This window comes from Kitasatospora sp. NE20-6, from assembly GCF_045862635.1.
Window position 1 is genome coordinate 362520 of record NZ_BPRL01000003.1, and the last position, 18358, is coordinate 380877.

An 18358-nucleotide genomic window follows, 5' to 3' on the forward strand; every position below is an offset into this window, starting at 1 on the left:
CGGCGGGGGCGCACGCCGGGGGCGGGTGTCCGGCGCGGTGCCCCGGGCGGCCGCCAGGACTGTTCATCGACCGGATGTTCGGGGAAGATCAACAGTCAACGGCGGGCGGCGGCGCCACCGCACCCGCTCCCGGCCGCCGCCCGGCGCGCCGGTCGGCCCGGGACCGCCGGAGGGGACGCGTGAACCGCATCGAGTACAGCGCGGAGATCGCCGAGCTGCTCGGGCTCGTACGGCGCCGGCCCAGCGCCGGGTGGCCGTGGCTGCCCGGCGACGCGGTGCCGGCCGGGCTGCCGGTGAAGCAGTCGTGGGGGTGGCTGTTCGCGCCGGACGGCCGCGTGCTGACCCTGGTGAACCCCAAGGACGGGGTCGTCAGCCTGCCCGGCGGCTCGCTGGAGCCGGAGGACGCCGGCGACCCGGGCGCGGCGCTGGCCCGGGAGGCGGGCGAGGAGGCGCAGGCGGTGATCGGCCGCCCGTACTACCTGGGGTACCTCTACGACCGGGTGGGCTCCGCGAACGGCGGGCACGAGTGCGCCCGGGTGCGGATGGCGGCGGCGCTGCAGCGGGTGGGGGAGTCCCGCCCGGACCCCGCGTCGGGCCGGCACTACCGGCGGCTGCTGGTCGCGCCGGGGCTCGCGGTGGAGCTGCTCGGCTGGGGTGCGCCGGGCCTGCGGCAGGCCCGGGCCGCGGTGGCCGCGGCCGTACGGCACCTGGGGGTGCCCGCCGCGGCGGACGAGACGATCGAGGAGCTCCCGCGGGCGGGCTGCACGCTCTGGCCGGCGGTCTGACGCCCCGGCGTCCGCGCCGCCCCCTTCGCCCCGTCGCCCGCGTCTCCCCCCGGCGTCCGCAGATGGCCCGCCCGTGGCCTCCGGGTGGCACCCGGGAGGCCTGACGGTGCCGTACCTGTCATTCCGTCAACAACTTTGGCATGGGCACTATCCACTCAGGCTACTGCCTGGTATCAACAAAGTGTGATCCGGGTCACCCCACCTCCCGGACCGCTTTCACCCCCCCACCCGGAGGTCCCCCCATGCCTCGCGTCAGAATCCTGGCCGTTGCCGCCACGACCCTCGCGCTCTCGCTGTCCACCCTCGTCACCGCCACCCAGGCGTCGGCCGCCGGAGCCCGGTACGTCGCCCTCGGCGACTCGTACTCCGCCGGTGTGGGCGCCGGCAGTTACACCAGCGACAGCGGCAGCTGCAAGCGCAGCAACAACGCCTATCCGACCCTCTGGAAGAATGCCAACGCCCCCACCTCGTTCTCCTTCGTCGCGTGTTCCGGCGCGAAGACCGGTGACGTTCTGAACAACCAGATCTCCGCGTTGAGTTCGACCACGACCCTGGTGAGCATCACCATCGGCGGCAACGACGCGGGATTCGCGAGCACCATGCAGACGTGCGTGCTCAACTCCGAGAGCTCCTGCCTCAGCGCCGTCGCCGCGGCCAAGGCCTACGCCACCAACACCCTCCCGGGGCAGCTCGACTCCGTCTACAACGCCATCCGCAGCAAGGCCCCCAACGCCCATGTGGTGGTGCTCGGTTACCCGCACCTCTACAAGATCGGCGGGAGCTGCATCTTCGGCATCGGCGACACCAAGCGGGCCGCGATCAACGGGGCCGCCGACACCATCGACTCGGTCATCGCCAAGCGCGTGGCGAACGCCGGCTTCACCTTCAAGGACGTGCGCAGCGTCTTCACCGAGCACGAGATCTGCGGCTCCGCCACGCAGTGGCTCAACAGCACCACCGTGCCCGTCGACGAGAGCTACCACCCCAACAAGGCCGGACAGTCCGGCGGTTACCTGCCGTCGTTCAGCGCCGGCGCCTGATCCGCACCCCCCACGGCGCACCCCCCACGGCGCACCCCACCGCGCCCTGGTGACGGGCCGTCCGGCAGACCCCGCCGGGCGGCCCGTCCGCGTGTCGGGAGAGGCGCGCACGCCGGTCCGCCGCGCACCCGCCGTCAGGATGCCCCTCCGGGTGTCCGGCGGGCCGTCAGGGGGTGTACAGCTCCTCGATGTCCTCCGCGTGGTGCTCCAGGATCGCGCCGCGCCGCATCTTCAGCGAAGGCGTCAGCAGGCCGTCCTCCGCGGAGAACTCCTTCGGCAGCAGCCGGAACGCCCGGATCGACTCCGCCCGGGAGACCGCGGTGTTGGCCGCCGCGACGGCCCGCTGGATCTCGCCGTGCAGATCGGCGTCGGCGAGCGCCCCCCACATGTCCAGCTGCGCGCGGCCGCGCACCTTGAGCCAGTGCGTCAGGGCGAGGGGGTCGAGCGTGATCAGCGCCGCCACGTACGGCCGGTTGTCGCCCACCACCAGGCACTGGGCGACGAGCGGGTGCGCCCGCACCCGCTCCTCCAGGGCGCCGGGGGCGAGGTTCTTGCCGCTGCTGGTGACGATCAGCTCCTTCTTGCGGCCGGTGATGGTGAGGTAGCCGTCCTCGTCGAGCGCCCCGAGGTCGCCGGTGGCGAGCCAGCCGTTCACGAGCGCGGCCTCGGTGCACCGCGGGTGGTTGAGGTAGCCGGCGAAGACGGTGCCGCCGCGCACCCACACCTCGCCGTCCCCGCCGATCGCCACCGTCGCCCCCGGCACCGGCCGGCCGACCGTGCCGAACTTCGGCTTCCCGGGAGGGTTCGCGGTGACCGCCGCGGTCGTCTCCGTCAGGCCGTACCCCTCGTACACGGTCATGCCCGCGCCCGCGAAGAAGAGGCCGAGCTCGCGGCCCAGCGTCGACCCGCCGGACATCACGCTGCGCACCCGCCCGCCGAGCACCGCCCGCAGCCGCTGGTACACCAGCCGGTCGTACGCGGTGTGGCGCACCCGCAGCGCCGGGCTCGGGCCGGAGCCGTGGCCGAGCGCCCGGCGTTCCTTCGCGGCGGCCCAGGCGACCGCGGTCTCGGCGGCCTGGTCGAAGAGTTCGGCCTTGCCGGCCTCCTCGGCCCGCTCCCGGGCGCGCTGGTAGATCTTCTCGAAGACGTACGGCACCGCGTGCAGGAAGGTCGGGCGGAAGGAGGCGATCGCGGGCAGCAGGCTGTCGGTGGAGAGCTCGCCGTGGTGGCCGATCCGGATGCCGCCGCGGACGGCCGCGACCTGCACCATGCGGCCGTACACGTGGGCGAGCGGCAGGAAGACCAGGGTGGCGGGCGGCACCCCGCCGGTGTCGCGGAAGATCTCGCCCCACCCGGCGAGGAGGCCGTCCGCCTCGGCGGCGAAGTTGCCGTGGGTGAGCAGGCAGCCCTTCGGGCGGCCCGTGGTGCCGGAGGTGTAGATGACGGTGGCGACGCTGTCGGCGGTGACGCCGAGGCGCTGGCGGTGCACGAGGGAGTCGGGCACGCCGCGGCCGTCCTCCATCAGGTTCTCCACGCAGTCCCGGTCGAGCTGCCAGATGCCGGTCAGCTCGGGCAGGGCGTCGCAGACCGCGCCGACCGTCATCGCGTGGTCCTCGTGCTCCACCACGCACGCCACCGCCTGGGTCTCCGCGAGGATCCAGCGGACCTGCTCCGGCGCCGACGTCGGGTAGACCGGCACGGGGATCGCGCCGACCGCCCAGAGCGCGTAGTCGAAGAGCGTCCACTCGTAACAGGTGCCCGACATGACGGCGACCCGGTCGCCGTAGCGGACGCCGCGCGTCAGCAGGCCCTTGGCCAGGGCGAGCACCTCGTCGCGGAACTGCAGCGCCGTCACCGGGTGCCAGACGCCGTCGTGGCGCCGCGAGAGCTGGATCAGGCCGGGGTCGTGCTCGGCGGTGTCGAAGACCGAGTCGGCCAGCCCGCCGGCGGCGGGGGCGGACAGGGCCGGGCTGCTGACCTCGCGCACACGCCGCCCCCGATCCCCGTGCCCCCCGGCGGCCGGTCCGTCCCGGCCGCGCGGGCGGATGGCAGGGAAGCTACCGGATCGCCCGGTCCGCTGCCCAGAGCCTGCGGCGACGGCGCGCGGATCGGCACCGTGTGCCGCCCGCGGTGACACCCGCGCGGCGCCGCCGGGAGAGCAATACGGGATCATTCGGGCAGGGCCCGTCGGCGATCGGTGCGACCCTTCGAACGGGTGGTCAGTGCGGTGTAGGCTCACGCAGATCCGTCGGCCCGGCCCCTCCGCCCGGGCCGTCATGCCCGACCCGGGAGGCACTGCGCCCGCCCGGCAAGCACCCCGTCCGCGCCTGGCTCCATCCCGACCGAGGACCCCATGCGTCTGCGCAGCAGCTCGATCCGCGCGAAGATCATCGCGCTGCTCATGGTGCCCATCGTGGCGCTCACCGGGCTGTGGGTCTACGCGACCCTGATCACCACCGGCGACGTCTGGAGCCAGCTCGACGTCAGCACCACCTACCGCGAACTCGTCCGGCCGGTCGACGACTACACCCAGGACCTCCAGGAGGAGCGCCGCACCGCGGTGCTCCGGCTCGCCGAACCCGGCTCGCAGCCCGCCAAGGACGCCTACCAGCACGCCCAGGCCGCCACCGACAGCAGCCTGCGCGAGCTCCGCTACCTGACCGACTCCACCGCCGCCGGCAAGCTCGACGCGCAGCAGCGGGTCCGCTACCAGGACATCCTCACCGCCGCCGACCAGCTCGCCGCCATCCGCAGCCAGGCCGGCCGCGAGGCCGTCAGCTGGGACCACCAGCTCGCCTCCTACAGCGGACTCGTCGAGGCGGTCTTCCCCTTCCGCTCGTCCTTCGTCGGCCGGCAGAGCGGCCAGCTGCCCCGCCAGACCACCCTGCTCAACGAGCTGGTGCGGGCCCGCGAGTACCTCTCCCGCGAGGCCGCCGCCATGCAGGCGCTGCGGCTCTCCCGGAGCACCTACCCCCAGCAGATCCAGGTCGCGCTCGACAACATGCACGCCCAGCAGGCGCTCTTCCGCGTCTACGTCGGCGAACTCGACCTGCAGGACCAGCGCGACTACGCCGACCTGCGCGGCAGCGACGCCTGGATGGTGCTCGACGCCGCCGAGGCCACCTTCGACAGCGCCGCCGACCGCGTCGCCACGCTGCACGCGGGCACCAAGGACCCCTGGAAGGAAGCCGCCGAGCCCTCCCTCGCCTCCTTCGCCGACCTCAACACCCGGCTCGCCGACCGGATCGGCGAACGCGCCACCTCGTACGCCGTCAACCAGATCGTGCGCGGCGGCATCGCCGGCCTCATCGGCCTCGTCGCCGTCGTGCTGTCGGTGCTCATCTCGTACCGGATCGGCCGCGGGCACGTCCGCGAACTCGTCGCGCTGCGCAACGCCGCGCAGGAGCTCTCCGGCACCCGGCTGCCCGGCATGATGCTGCGGCTGCGCCGCGGCGACCCGGTCGACGTCGAGGCGGAGGCCCCGCAGCTGGAGTTCGGCCCGGCCGAGATCGGCCAGGTCGGCCGCGCCTTCCACGAGGTGCAGCGGGTCGCCGTCGAGGCCGTCGTCGAGCAGGCCGAGCTGCGGCGCGGCGTCTCCGCGGTCTTCGTCAACCTCGCCCGCCGCAGCCAGGTGCTGCTGCACCGCCAGCTGACCCTGCTGGACGCCATGGAGCGCCGCACCGAGGACCCGGCCGAGCTGGAGGACCTCTTCCGCCTCGACCACCTCACCACCCGCATGCGGCGCCACTCCGAGGGCCTCATCATCCTCTCCGGCGGCTCGCCCGGCCGGGCCTGGCGCAAGCCCGTCCGGATGGTCGACGTGGTGCGCGCCGCGGTCGGCGAGGTCGAGGACTACGCCCGGGTGATCGTGCGGCCCTTCCCCGGCACCGGCCTGCTCGGCAGCGCGGTCGCGGACGTCACCCACCTCGTCGCCGAACTCGTCGAGAACGCGACGGTGTTCTCCCCGCCGCACAGCCAGGTCACGGTGCAGGGCGAGGTCGTCGCGCACGGCTTCTGCCTGGAGATCGACGACCGCGGCCTCGGCCTGAGCGAGCACGCCCTGGAGGAGATCAACGAGCGGCTCGCGGTGGAGCAGGAGTTCGACCTCGCCGACACCGACCGGCTCGGCCTCTTCGTCGTCAGCCGGCTCGCCCGCCGGCACGGCATCCGGGTGCACATGCGGCCCTCGCCGTACGGCGGCAGCACGGCCGTCGTGCTCGTGCCGCGCGAGCTGCTCGCGGACGCCAGCGAGGTGATGGCCGACCAGTTCTCCGGCCAGCCCGTGGCCGACGCCCGCCCCGACGCCGCCCGCACGGCCGGGGCCCGCCCCGAGGCCGGCCGCCCCGGGACCGCCCGACCCGAGACCGGCCGGCACGCCGCCGGGCCCGCCGAGGTCCCGCCCGCCGCCGACGGCAGGCCCGCGCACGGTGCCGCCCGGGTCGGCGGCGGCCCCCGGCCGTCCGCGGCCGAGCCCGCCAGCACACCCGGCGGGCTGCCCCGCCGCCGCACCGGCGGCCCCGTCCTGGTGCCCGACCCCGACGGGGCCGGCACGGGCCGCCACCGCCGTGCCGACGGCCCGGAGCCGTCCGCCGCACCGGCCGCCGCCGACGCCGTTCCGGCCGCCGGGCCGCAGGGCCCCGCGCCGCTGGTGGCGGGCGGGCTGCTGCCCCGGCGCGTACGGCAGGCCAGCCTGGCCCCGCAGCTCCGGGACGGCGCCGACGAGCACGACGCGGCCGCCGCCGAACGCGCCAGGGACCGCTCGCCCGAGGAGGCGCGGGCCGCCTTCGCGTCGTTCCAGCGGGGCTTCCAGCGCGGCCGCGGCGACCGCATCCAGCCGGCGTCGCTCACCGTCGTGCCGGACCTCCCCGGGCCCCCGCCGCCGCCCCGCGCCGGCACCCCCAGGGGCCGGTCTCCCGTGCCTCCCCGGGTGGCGCTACCCTCTGCACCCGTCCCACCTGCTCTGCCGGCCGCGCGACCGCGGCCCCAGCTGTACCCCGTACGTCAAGGACATCCCGTACCACCCGCACAGCCCGCCCCAGCGGAAGGACCCGAATCATGACCGCAACGACACCGTCGTCCGGAGACCTCAACTGGCTTCTGGACGATCTGGTGGGCCGTGTCGCCACGTTGAGGCACGCGGTGATCCTCTCCGGTGACGGCCTGGCCACCGGCGTGTCCAGCGGCCTGGCCCGGGAGGACGCCGAGCACCTCGCCGCCGTCGCGTCCGGCTTCCACAGCCTCGCCAAGGGCGCCGGCCGGCACTTCCGCGTCGGCGGGGTCCGCCAGACGATGGTGGAGCTCGACGAGGCGTTCCTCTTCATCACGGCGGCGGGCGACGGCAGCTGCCTCGCCGTGCTGAGCGACGCGGAGTCCGACGTCGGCCAGATCGCCTACGAGATGGCCCTGCTCGTGAAGCGGGTCGGCGAGCACCTCGCCGCGGAGCCGCGCACCGAGCCCGCCCCGCCGGGGAGATGAGCGAGCCGATGAGCGCCCCCGAGGACGGACGGCAGGACGACGGGCAGGACGACGGGCACGGCACGGCGCCGGACGTCGACCTGTTCGTGCCGCGCGGCCCGGTCGAGGACCGCTGGTTCGACGACGACGCCGGCCCGGTCGTGCGGCTGTTCTCGATGACGCGCGGCCGCGCGGCCCGGCCCGTCGAGGACGGGCTGTTCGACCTCATCTCGCTCATCCGCGCGGCGGACGCGGACCCGGTGCCCGATCGCGGGCCCGTGCTGGACGCCTCCCACCACGCCCTGCTCGCGCTCTGCCGCGACGAACCGCTGAGCGTCGCCGAGCTCGGCTCCTACACCGACCTGCCGGTCAGCGTCGTCAGGGTGCTGCTCGGCGACCTCCACGAGGCCGAACTGATCAGTGTCACGAAGCCGGTGACACTCGCGCAGCGCCCCGACGAACAACTGCTCCGGGACGTGATCCATGCCCTCCGTGCCCTCTGACGCCCCCGCGGGGCCCCGCTCCGCGCCGTGGTCCGCCGTCGCCCTCAAGATCCTGGTCGCCGGCGGGTTCGGCGCGGGCAAGACCACCCTGGTCGGGGCGGTCAGCGAGATCCGCCCGCTCCGCACCGAGGAACTCCTCAGCGAGCGCGGCCGCCCGGTCGACGACACGGCCGGGGTCGAGGGCAAGCGCACCACCACCGTCGCCATGGACTTCGGGCGGATCGACCTCCGCCCGGGGCTGGCGCTCTACCTCTTCGGCACGCCCGGCCAGGACCGGTTCTGGTTCCTGTGGGACGAGCTCGCGAGCGGCGCGCTCGGCGCCGTGGTGCTGGCCGACACCCGGCGGCTCGCCGACTCCTTCCCGTCCGTCGACTACTTCGAGCAGCGCGGCCTGCCGTTCGTCGTCGCGGTCAACTGCTTCGAGGGCACCGAGGTGTACGCCCCGGACGACGTCCGTGCCGCGCTCGACCTCGACCCCCGGGTGCCGGTGCTGCTGTGCGACGCGCGGCGCCGCGAGGACGGCAAGGAGCTGCTGGCCCGGCTGGTCGAGCATGCGGCGGGCTTCGACGCGGCTCCCGCCGCGCGCGGCTGACCGGGGACGTTCCGGCGACCGTCCGGATGGTGGGCGGTTCCTGTCCCGGATGGCGGACGCCGTTGTCCGCGGGCTTGCCCGGGGCCGTCAGGGCATGGAAGGCTCATACCTGTTGCACGCCGCGCCCGTCCCGGCGCCGTGCCCGAGGGGGAGGAGTCGACACCGTGACCGCAGACGCGTTCCGTTCCGTCGTGATGCCCGCCCCCGCCGTGCCGGCGCTCACGGTGCGCCGCCACATCGACCAGGCGCTGGTCTGCAGCGCCTGCTGTCGCTGACGGTTCCCCCACCGGGCCCGCGCCCCGTTCGCAGGCCGGTCCGTCGCCCCGCACCACGCCCCTCCGCCGTCCGCGGAGCACGGCAGCCTCCACCCTTGCGCACACCGGAGACCCACTCGTGGACCCGTTCCATCGCGACCTCGAACCCTTCTGGCCCTCCCGCCAGCCCTACCTCTTCGACCGGACGTGTCGGCGCGCTCCCGGCGCGTCCCGCCCTGCGGCTTACTGACGGACCGTCAGTTCCCTTCCCGCACCAGGCCCGACGCGCAGACGACCACCCGAATCCGTTCCGCGCGAAGAGAGCTCACCATGTCCTCCACCTCCACGGCCACCCGTACCGTCACCGCCGCCACCCCGCACCTGCGGGCCGTACGCTCCGTCACCGCCGTGCCCGGGGGTGAGCGGTGGTACCCCGCCGCAGCCCCGCAGCAGCACCCGGTGCCGCCCCAGGACCGCACCGCCGACCGGCTCGCCGCGCCCGCCGAGGCCCCGCAGTCCGTCCTGCCCGCCGCCGCGCCGACGACCGCCGCGCCGACGACCGCCGCGCCGACGACCGCCGGGCTGCCGGCCGGCGCGATCCCGGAGGGCGCCACGGTCGTCGCCCTCCCGCAGGCCCTGCTCGCCCAGTACGGGGCCGAACTCGGCGGCTCCGCCGGGCATCCGCTCGTCGGCTACCTGCTGCTGGTGCCCGCCGACCGGCCCGCCGCCGTCCCCGCCGAGGCGCCCCGGCCCGCGGCCCGCCAGGCCGGCCGCGGCATCGCGGTCGACACCGACCGGCGCACCGCCTACGTCGACGGCGTCCAGCTCGACCTGACCTACCTGGAGTTCGAGCTCCTCGCCCACCTCACCGCCCACCCGCACCGGGTGCACACCCGCGACCACCTCGTCACCGCGGTCTGGGGCTACGGCCACGTCGGCGACGGCCGCACGGTGGACGTCCACGTGGCGCGCCTGCGGCGCAAGCTCGGTGCGGCCCAGCGCGACAGCATCGTCACCGTGCGCCGGGTCGGCTACAAGTACGCCCCGACCGCGTGACGCGTGGCGCGTGACGCGTGAGGCCTGACGTGCGACGGCCAGGCCCGCCCCCGCAGGGCGGACCCGGCCGTCGCCGCTCACCGTGCACCGCTCACCGGCGCGGACCGCGCCGGAGCAGTCTCCGCAGGAGGCGCGGCCGGCGGCGCAGGCCGGCCGTGCCTGCTCTTCAACGGCTGAGGCGGTCGATCTCGGCGAGCTCCTCGGCGGTCAGCGGGCCGCCGTTCAGCGCGTCGATGTTCTGGTCGAGCTGGCCGACGCTGGACGCGCCGATGATCACCGACACGACCCGCTCGTCCCGCAGCACCCACGAGAGCGCCAGCTGGGCCAGGGTCTGGCCGCGCTGCTCGGCGACCTTGTTCAGCGCGCGCAGCTGCTCCAGCTTCTGCCCGCTCAGCGACTCCTCCTTGAGGAAGTGGCCGACCGACATCCGCGAACCGGCGGGCACCTCGCCGCTCAGGTAGCGGTCCGTCAGCAGGCCCTGCGCCAGCGGCGAGAAGGCGATCAGGCTGGTCTGCGTCTCGCCGACCGCGTCGAGCAGCCCGTCCTCCGGCGTGCGGTTGAGGATCGAGTAGCTGATCTGGTTCATCAGCACCGGCGTGCCGAGGCCGCGCAGGATCTCCACGGCCTCCCGGTGCTGCTCCGCCGGGTAGTTGGAGATGCCCGCGTACAGCGCCCTGCCGGAGCGCACCGCGGAGTCCAGCGCCCCCATCGTCTCCTCCAGCGGAGTCGTGGGGTCGTAGCGGTGCGAGTAGAAGACGTCGACGTAGTCGAGGCCCATCCGGCCCAGCGACTGGTCGAGGCTGGCCAGCAGGTACTTGCGCGAGCCGCCGTCGCCGTACGGGCCCGGCCACATGTCGTAGCCCGCCTTGGAGGCGATGAACAGCTCGTCGCGGTACGGCTTGAAGTCCTGCGCGAAGAGGTAGCCGAAGTTGCGCTCCGCACTGCCGTACGGCGGGCCGTAGTTGTTCGCCAGGTCGAAGTGGGTGATGCCGCGGTCGAACGCCCGGCGCAGCACCGCGCGCTGGACGTCGAGCGGCTGGGTGTCGCCGAAGTTGTGCCACAGGCCCAGCGAGACGGCGGGCAGCTGCACGCCGCTGCGGCCGGCCCGGCGGTAGGTCATCGACGCGTAGCGGTCGTCGGAGGGGATGTAGGTCATACCGGCATCCTGCCAGGTGGAGAGCGGTTGCCGGGACGAAGGTCCCTGCCCCGGGCCGCTACCGGCGCGTAGCCTGGGGTGCACCGCCCCGTGGAGGAGAGGAGACCCGGTGCCGCACCCCGACATCGCCGCCCGCGCCGACCTGGAGCCCCTGCTCCGCCGCTTCTACGCCGCCGCGTTCGCCGACCCGCTGATCGGCCCGTTCTTCACCGAGGTCGCCCGGCTCGACCTGGAGGCGCACCTCCCGCACATCACCGACTTCTGGGAGGGCGCCCTGCTGCGCAGCGGCGACTACCGCCGCAACGCCTTCGCGCCGCACCTCGGCCTGCACCGGCGGCGGCCGCTGACCGCCGCGCACTTCGGCCGCTGGGTGCAGCTCTGGCGGGCCGCCGTCGACGGCCTGTACGCCGGGCCGGTGGCCGAACGCGCCAAGGCGCAGGGCGAGCGGATCGCCCGTGCCATGCTCGGCCGCCTCACCGACGGCGGCACCGGCGGCGGCGAGGGCGGCTTCGTGCCGCTCGCGGCCGTACTGCTGCGGGGCTGAACCGCCCGGCCCGGCCGTCCGTGCACCGAGCAGCCGTGCGGCGCCGCGGTCCCGGGCCCCGGCCCCGGGACGGGTGCGGAAGCGGCTTGGAAGCGGCTTGGAACATGCCGCCGGGCATCGCATAGGCTCGTCGCACCATGGTGCGGATAACGGTGCTGGGTGCGCTCACGGCGCAGGTGGCGGGGGTCGGGGCCGGACTGGGCGGGCCGCGCCAGCGCGGGGTGCTCGCCCGGCTGCTGGTGGCCCACGGCGCCGTCGTGCCGGTCGACCTGCTGATCGACGACCTGTGGCGGGGCCGGCCGCCGGCCAAGGCCGCCGCCTCGCTCCAGGCGTACGTCTCCAACCTGCGCCGCACCCTCGAACCGGGGCGGGCCCCGCGGGAGCCCGCCGAGCGGATCGTCAGCGCGGCGCCCGGCTATGCCGCGGTGTTCCCCGTCCCCGCCGTCGACGCGTGGGAGTTCGAGGGGCTCCTCCGGGACGCGCACGGGCTCGTCCCGTACGCGCAGCAGCTGCGGGAGGAGACCGGCCGGTCCGTCGCCCGGATGTTCGAGGATGCCCTCGCGCTCTGGCGGGGCGGTCCGTACGCCGAGTTCGCCGACGAGCCGTGGGCCGCCGCCGAGATCGCCCGGCTCGGCGAACTCCGCACCGCTGCAAGGGAGTCGGCCGTCGCACTGGCCGTCGCCGAGGCGCGCTGCGCGGACGCCGTGCCGGCCGCCCGCGCCCTCACCGAGGAACACCCGCTGCGCGAGGAGGGCTGGCGGCTGCTGGCCCGCGCCCTGTGGGGCACCGGACGGCAGGCCGACGCCCTGGACGCGCTGCGCCGCGCCCGCGCCGTGCTCACCGCCGAACTCGGCCTGGACCCCGGCCCCGCGCTCGCCGAGCTGGAGGCGGCGATCCTCCAGCAGCGCACCGACCTGCTCGCGGTGCCCACCCCGCCCCCCGCGCTGCCGCGGACGCCAGATCCCGGCGGATGCGGCAACGGCCCGTCGGACGCGCCGTTCGTCGGCCGGCAGACCGAGGAGCGGCTGCTGCGCGAGGCGGCCGACACCGACCGCGCCCGGACGGTCGTGCTCGTCAGCGGTGAGGCCGGCGCGGGCAAGTCCACCCTGCTCGACCGCGAGTGGCACCGGCTGCGCCGGGCCGGCTGGCTGGTGGCCTCCGGGCGCTGCCCCGAGACGGAGGGCGCGCCGCCCGCGTGGGCCTGGACCGAGGCGCTGCGCGAACTCGCCCACCAGGCGCCCCCGGACGCCGCGACCGCCGCCGAACTCGCCCCGCTGCTCGACGAGGACGACCCCACCCGCCGCCGGGACGCCCTCACCGGCCGGTTCCGGCTGCACCGGGCCGTCGTCGACTGGATCACGGCGGTGTCCCGGCAGTCACGGGTCGCCGTCTTCCTGGACGACCTGCACGCCGCGGACCCCGAGACCAGGGACCTCCTCGCCGAGCTCGCCGCCGCCGCCGGGCCCGGGCGCCTGCTGCTGGTGCTCGCCCACCGCCCCGGCGAGGGCGACCTGACCGGGCTGCTCGGCGTCCTCGCCCGCCGCTCCCCGCACCGCATCCCGCTCGGCGGCCTGGACGAGGCCGAGGCCGGCGAGCTGATCGGCAGGGTCTGCGGCAGGCGCGTCGCCCCGGAGACCGTCCACGCGCTCGCCGAACGCACCGGCGGCAACCCGTTCTACCTCGGGGAGATCGCCCGGCTGCTGGCGGCCGAAGGCCCGCGCGCCGCCGCCCAGGAGGTGCCCCAGGGCGTCCGGGACGTGCTGAGGTGGCGCTTCGACCGGCTGCCGGCCGCCACCGTCGAGGTGCTGCGGCTGGCGGCGGTGGCCGGCCGGGACGCCGACGTCGACCTGCTGCTGCACGCCTCCGACGGCACCGAGGAGGACCTCCTCGACGCGCTGGAGGCGGCCGTCGTCGTCGGTCTGCTCACCGAACGGCGGCCGGGCACCGTCCGCTTCGCGCACGCCCTCGTCCGCGACACCCTGTACGCCGACCTCGGCGGCCTGCGCCGGGCCCGCCTGCACGGCCGGTACGCCGAGGCGCTGGGCGCGCTGCGCCCCGACCGGCTCGCCGCGCTCGCCCACCACTGGACGAACGCCGCGTCCTCCGCCACCGCCGAGCGCGCCGTCGACGCGTGCGTCCGCGCCGCCGAGGCCGCCGAGCGCCGCTACGCCCACGAGACCTGCGCCGACCTCCTCCGGCAGGCCCTGGACAACCTCGACCGCGTACCCGAGGACCCCGGCGGCCCCCGCGACCGCCCCGCCCGCCGGATCGCCCTGCTCGGCGCGCTCCTCCGGGCCCAGGTGCGCTCCGGCGAGATCGCCGCGGCCACCGCCACCCGCGGCCGGGCCGTCGCCCTCGCCGAGGAGACCGGCCGCGAGGACCTGCTGATCGAGGCCTGGACGGCGTGGACGGAGCCCACCCCGTGGGTGACGCACCCCTACGGCACGTTCGACGTGCAGGCCGTCGAGACCCTGCAACGGCTGCTCGCCCGCCCCGGACTCACCCCGGCCACCCGCTGCCGGCTGCTCGACGCCCTCACCCTGGAGTGCAACTGCTCCGGCGAGCCGGTCGGCGTCGCCGCCGCCGCGGAGGCCGTCGCCCTCGCCCGCGCCGAGGGCGACCCGCGCCTGCTGGCGCTGGCCCTCGCCGCGAGCGCCCGCATCTGCGACCTCGAACTCGCCGCCCCCGCACGCGCCGGGATCGCCCGCGAACTCGCCGCGCTCGCCCGCCGCCACGACCTGCCCGCCTACCGCTGGCAGGCCGAGCAGCTGCAGGCCACCGGCGCCGCCGTCCGCGGCGACCTGCCCGCGCTGCGGGGCCACCTCGCCGAGGCCGCCGACCTCGCCGGACGCTACGCGCTGCGCGAGCTCCAGGACGTCGGCCTCTGCCACCGGGGCATGCTCGCGATCACCGCCGGCCGCACCGACCTGGCCGCCGAGCTCTACGGGCGGGCCGTCGCCGGCCTGCGGGCCCGCGGTTCCGTGCACGCCGAGAGCTTCGGCGCGCTCACCGAGATCACCCTGGCCGTCCAGGAGGGCCGGATCGGCGGGCAGCTCGCCCGGATCCGCGCCCTCGGCGCCGTGCACGGCCCGCTCGTCGCGGACGCGGAGGCGCTCGCGCTGGCCGCGCAGGGCCGCACCGAGGAGGCACGTGCCGTACGGGCCGTGCGGACGCCCGTCCAGCCCGACTACTACCGCTCCTTCTTCCTCACCGTGCGGGCGCTGGCCGTCGTCGCACTGGAGGAGCACGCCGAGGCCGCCGACCTGATCACCGAACTCCTGCCGCTGCGCGGCACGGTGGCCGGCACCGCCTCGACCTCGATCGCGCTGCGCCCGGTCGACCTCGCGCTCGGCGAGCTCGCCCGGCTGCTCGGCCGCACCGGGGAGGCCGCCCGGCACTTCGCCGACGCCGCCGCGACGGCCCGCCGCTGGGAGGCCCCGCACTGGGAGGCCGAGGCGTGCGCCGCCCTGGACGGGCTCCCGGACGGCGGGGCCGCGGCCGGGCGCCAAGTGGTCTCCAAGCGCGGCCCCGCAGGCTGAGCGGGCAACGATCACCGCTGCCGAAAGGCCCGACATGTCCTCCCTGCTCGCCCGACTGGGCGGCGCATCCGCCGCCCGGCCCTGGCGCACCGTGCTCGCCTGGGCGCTGCTGCTCGCCGTCGCCCTGGGCCTCGCCGCCGCGTTCGGCGGCACCCCGCGCGACGACTACCGGGTGCCGGGCACCCGCTCCACCGCCGGCAGCGACCTGCTGACCGCGCGCTTCCCCGAGATGTCCGGGGCGAGCGCCCGGGTCGTCGTCCACGACCGGCACGGCGCCCCGGTGCCCGCCGCCGAGCTGGACGCGCTGCACACCCGGCTCGCCGCCCTCCCCGGGGTGTCCGCGGTGGCCCCGCCCGTGCTGTCGGCACGCGGCGACACCGCGCTGCTGGCGGTCTCCTACTCCGTGCCCGTCACGGACTTCGAGGGCTCCGAGGGACTGGACGCGCTGCGCACCGCCGGGAGCCCGGCCGAACGGGCCGGCCTGCAGGTCGAGTACGGCGGCCAGCTGCCGGAGAACTTCACCGCGCCGGACGGCGTCGCCGAGATGATCGGGGTGGGCGCCGCGCTGGTCATCCTCGTCGTCGCGCTCGGCACGCTGGTCTCCGCGGGGCTCCCGCTGGTGGTGGCACTCGCCGGTCTCGGCCTCGGCACCGCGCTGACCTCCCTGCTGGCGGCCGTCACCGACATCAGCCCGACCGCGCCGACGGTGGCCTCCATGGTCGGCCTCGGCGTCGGCATCGACTACGCGCTGCTGCTGGTGAGCCGCCATGTCGAGGGCCTGCGCAAGGGGCTGGACAAGCACGAGGCGGCCGCCGAGGCGACGGCCACCGCCGGTGCGTCCGTGGTGGTGGCCGGATCGACCGTGCTGGTCGCGCTGTTCGGGCTGAAGCTGGCCGGCCTGCCGACGTACTCCTCGTTCGGCTACGCGACGTTCGCCGTGGTCGGTGCCGTGATGGTGGCGGCGCTGACGCTCGTGCCGGCGCTGTGCTCGCTGGCCGGCGACCGGCTGCTGCGCCGTGCCGAGCGGCGCGGGCCGCGGGTCCGGCCGGAGCGCGGCCCGACCCGCACCGAGCGGTGGGCCGGGCTGATCGGCCGCCGTCCGGTGGCGGCCGCGGTCGGCTCGCTGGTGCTGCTGCTGGCCCTGGCGGCCCCGGTGCTGGGCATGCGCACCTGGCCGCAGGACGCGGGCAGCCAGTCCGCGTCGAACACCACCCGCAAGGCGTACGACCTGACGGCGGCGGCCTACGGGCCGGGCGCCAACGGGCCGTTGGTGGTCGCGGTGGACCTGCGCCGGATCCCGCAGGCCGAACTGCCGGGGATCGTGGCGTCGTTGAAGGCCGAGCCGGGTGTCGCGGCGGTCGCGCCGCCGCTGGTCAACCGGGCCGGCGACGCCGCCGTCGTCACCGTGACGCCCACCACCGGCCCGCAGGACGCCCGCACCGCACGGCTGTTGAAGGCCGTACGGGCCGGGGTGCTGCCCGCGGGCGCCGAGGTGACCGGCACGGTCGCCGCCTTCTCGGACATATCCGACCGGCTGGCCTCCCGGCTCTGGCTGGTGGTGCCGGTGGTGGTCGCGCTGTCGCTCGTCCTGCTGACCGTGCTCTTCCGGGCCCCGGTGATCGCGGTGAAGGCGGCCGCGATGAACCTGCTGTCGGTGGCGGCCGCGTACGGGGTGACGACGGCGGTCTTCCAGTCCGACGCGGGCGCGCAGGCGCTGGGGCTGCCGCACGCGGTGCCGGTCTCCAGCTGGGTGCCGATCCTGATGTTCACGGTGCTCTTCGGCCTCTCCATGGACTACGAGGTCTTCCTGCTGGACCGGGTGCGCGAGGACTGGCTGGCGACCGGGGACGCCCGCGGCTCGGTGGTGCGGGGCCTGTCGGCGACCGGCCGGGTCATCAGCAGCGCGGCGGCCATCATGGTGGCGGTGTTCACGGGCTTCGCGATCGACCCGGACATCACCGTCAAGATGATGGGCGTCGGCATGGCGGTCGCGGTGCTGGTCGACGCGACGGTCGTCCGGCTGGTGCTGGTGCCCGCCACGATGACCCTGCTGGGCCGCCTCAACTGGTGGCTGCCCGGCTGGCTGGACCGGCTGCTGCCGCGGTTCGGCGGCGCGCACGCCGTCGCCGTGCCGGCCGCGTCGCCCGCCCCGGAGCGCGTCCCGGCCTGAGCCGCGCCGCGCAGGGCCGCCGACCAGGGCCGTCGAGCAGAGGGGGGCCGTTCCCGACCGGGGACGGCCCCCGGCCCGTGCCTGCCGCACTGGATTCTGTACCTACTGGTATGTACAGTGAGGCGCGTGAGCACCCAGGACCGACTCGTCGAGAGCACCCAGGAACTCCTCTGGGAACGCGGCTACACCGGCACCAGCCCGCGGGCCATCCAGCAGCACGCCGGCGCCGGACAGGGCAGCATGTACCACCACTTCGACGGCAAGCCCGACCTCGCCGCCGCCGCCCTGCGCCGCAGCGCCGAGCAGCTCCGCGCCCTCGCCGAGGAGCGCCTCGGCGCCCCCGGCACCGCGTACGAGCGGATCGCCGCCTACCTGGGGCGCGAGCGCGACGTGCTGCGCGGCTGCCGGATCGGCCGCATGGCGCAGGACCCGGACGTCGTCGCCGACCCGCGGCTGCGGGCACCGGTTGAGGAGACCTTCGCCTGGCTGCGCGGACGGATCGCCGGGATCGTCGCCGAGGGCCGCGCCGCGGGCGAGCTCGCCGACGGCCCCGACCCGGCCGACACCGCCGCCGCGATCGTCGCCGTCGTCCAGGGCGGGTACGTCCTCGCCCGCGCCGCCGGCTCGCCCGAGCCCTTCGACCGGGCCGTCCGCGGCGCCCTCGCCCTGCTCCGCACCCCCTGAGGAGACGCCCGATGCAGGCCATGCAGTACGCCGTCACCCTGCCCGCCGACTACGACATGGCGATCGTCCACCGCCGGGTCGCCGTCAACGGCCACCGCACCGACGACCTCCCCGGGCTCGGTCTCAAGGCGTACCTCGTCCGCGAGCGCGGCAGGGACGGCTCGCCCGTCAACCAGTACGCGCCGTTCTACCTCTGGCACACCGCCGAGGGCATGGCGGACTTCCTCGGCGGCGCCGGATTCCGCGGACTCAGCGCCGACTTCGGCCGGCCCGCCGTCCGCCACTGGCTCGGCACCGCCTTCCGCACCGGCCCGGCCGCCGACGCGACGCCCCGCACCGCCACCCGCACCCTGCGCCCGCTGACCGCCGGCGCCGACCCCGGCGAGGAGATCGCCCGGGCCGCCGGCGCCCTCGGTGACGCGCCGGGCCTGCACTCCGCGGCCGTCGCCCTCGACCCGGACCGCTGGGAGATCGCCGTGTTCGAGCTGTGGGCCGACGGCCCGCCCGCGCCCCGCCCCGACACCTTCCGGGTGCTGCACCTCTCCCGTCCCGGGTTCCACCTCCTCCCCGCAGAGGCCTGA

Annotated in this window: 14 protein-coding genes; 12 read left to right on the plus strand and 2 right to left on the minus strand. The window is 75.9% G+C overall.

Going from position 1 to position 18358, the window contains the following annotated elements:
* Positions 1–179 precede the first annotated feature (179 nt).
* Together SNE206_RS03890 and SNE206_RS03895 are read left to right on the plus strand one after the other, a co-directional pair.
* Positions 180–785 carry a hypothetical protein gene (locus SNE206_RS03890; protein ID WP_407911903.1) on the plus strand — a complete coding sequence of 202 codons (606 nt, stop codon included), beginning with the start codon at positions 180–182 and terminating at the stop codon, positions 783–785.
* 242 nt (positions 786–1027) lie between these two features.
* Positions 1028–1825: an SGNH/GDSL hydrolase family protein gene (locus tag SNE206_RS03895; protein WP_407911904.1), complete on the plus strand. Its 798-nt coding sequence runs from the start codon at positions 1028–1030 to the stop codon at positions 1823–1825.
* Between the two features lie 166 nt (positions 1826–1991).
* On the opposite strand, the gene SNE206_RS03900 is transcribed toward SNE206_RS03895, so the two are convergent.
* Entirely contained in the window at positions 1992–3812 is a 1821-nt protein-coding gene (locus SNE206_RS03900; protein ID WP_407911905.1) for an AMP-dependent synthetase/ligase, read from the minus strand.
* Between the two features lie 366 nt (positions 3813–4178).
* On the opposite strand from SNE206_RS03900, the gene SNE206_RS03905 reads away from it, so the two are divergent.
* From SNE206_RS03905 to SNE206_RS03925, 5 genes are all read left to right on the plus strand, one after another.
* Entirely contained in the window at positions 4179–6884 is a 2706-nt protein-coding gene (locus tag SNE206_RS03905; RefSeq protein WP_407911906.1) for a nitrate- and nitrite sensing domain-containing protein, read from the plus strand.
* Complete coding sequence (locus SNE206_RS03910) at positions 6881–7300, plus strand: roadblock/LC7 domain-containing protein (RefSeq protein ID WP_407911907.1); 420 nt, start codon at positions 6881–6883, stop codon at positions 7298–7300. Before SNE206_RS03905 ends, SNE206_RS03910 begins: the two co-directional genes overlap by 4 nt.
* An 8-nt stretch (positions 7301–7308) precedes the next feature.
* Positions 7309–7782 (plus strand): DUF742 domain-containing protein, encoded by a 474-nt coding sequence (locus tag SNE206_RS03915; RefSeq protein WP_407911908.1) that lies wholly within the window; start codon positions 7309–7311, stop codon positions 7780–7782.
* Entirely contained in the window at positions 7763–8374 is a 612-nt protein-coding gene (locus SNE206_RS03920; RefSeq protein WP_407911909.1) for a GTP-binding protein, read from the plus strand. The genes SNE206_RS03915 and SNE206_RS03920 overlap by 20 nt, the downstream gene beginning before the upstream one ends.
* A gap of 584 nt (positions 8375–8958) precedes the next feature.
* Complete coding sequence (locus SNE206_RS03925) at positions 8959–9684, plus strand: winged helix-turn-helix domain-containing protein (protein ID WP_407911910.1); 726 nt, start codon at positions 8959–8961, stop codon at positions 9682–9684.
* A gap of 166 nt (positions 9685–9850) precedes the next feature.
* Here SNE206_RS03925 and SNE206_RS03930 read toward each other — a convergent pair whose 3' ends face one another.
* Positions 9851–10840 (minus strand): aldo/keto reductase, encoded by a 990-nt coding sequence (locus SNE206_RS03930; RefSeq protein WP_407911911.1) that lies wholly within the window; start codon positions 10838–10840, stop codon positions 9851–9853.
* A 109-nt stretch (positions 10841–10949) separates the two neighbouring features.
* Here SNE206_RS03930 and SNE206_RS03935 point away from each other — a divergent pair, with 109 nt between their 5' ends.
* From SNE206_RS03935 to SNE206_RS03955, 5 genes are all read left to right on the plus strand, one after another.
* The gene (locus tag SNE206_RS03935) at positions 10950–11384 is read left to right on the plus strand and encodes a group III truncated hemoglobin (protein WP_407911912.1); all 435 of its coding nucleotides are present in this window, start codon (positions 10950–10952) and stop codon (positions 11382–11384) included.
* Between the two features lie 137 nt (positions 11385–11521).
* Positions 11522–14923, plus strand: coding sequence for a BTAD domain-containing putative transcriptional regulator (locus SNE206_RS03940; protein ID WP_407911913.1), 3402 nt, complete (start codon positions 11522–11524; stop codon positions 14921–14923).
* Between the two features lie 34 nt (positions 14924–14957).
* A complete protein-coding gene (locus SNE206_RS03945) occupies positions 14958–17093 on the plus strand; it encodes an MMPL family transporter (protein WP_407911914.1) in 2136 nt (711 codons plus the stop codon).
* 126 nt (positions 17094–17219) lie between these two features.
* On the plus strand, positions 17220–17777 hold the full coding sequence (locus tag SNE206_RS03950; RefSeq protein ID WP_407911915.1) for a TetR/AcrR family transcriptional regulator: 558 nt from the start codon (positions 17220–17222) through the stop codon (positions 17775–17777).
* Positions 17778–17788: 11 nt separating this feature from the next.
* Positions 17789–18358, plus strand: coding sequence for a DUF4865 family protein (locus tag SNE206_RS03955; RefSeq protein WP_407911916.1), 570 nt, complete (start codon positions 17789–17791; stop codon positions 18356–18358).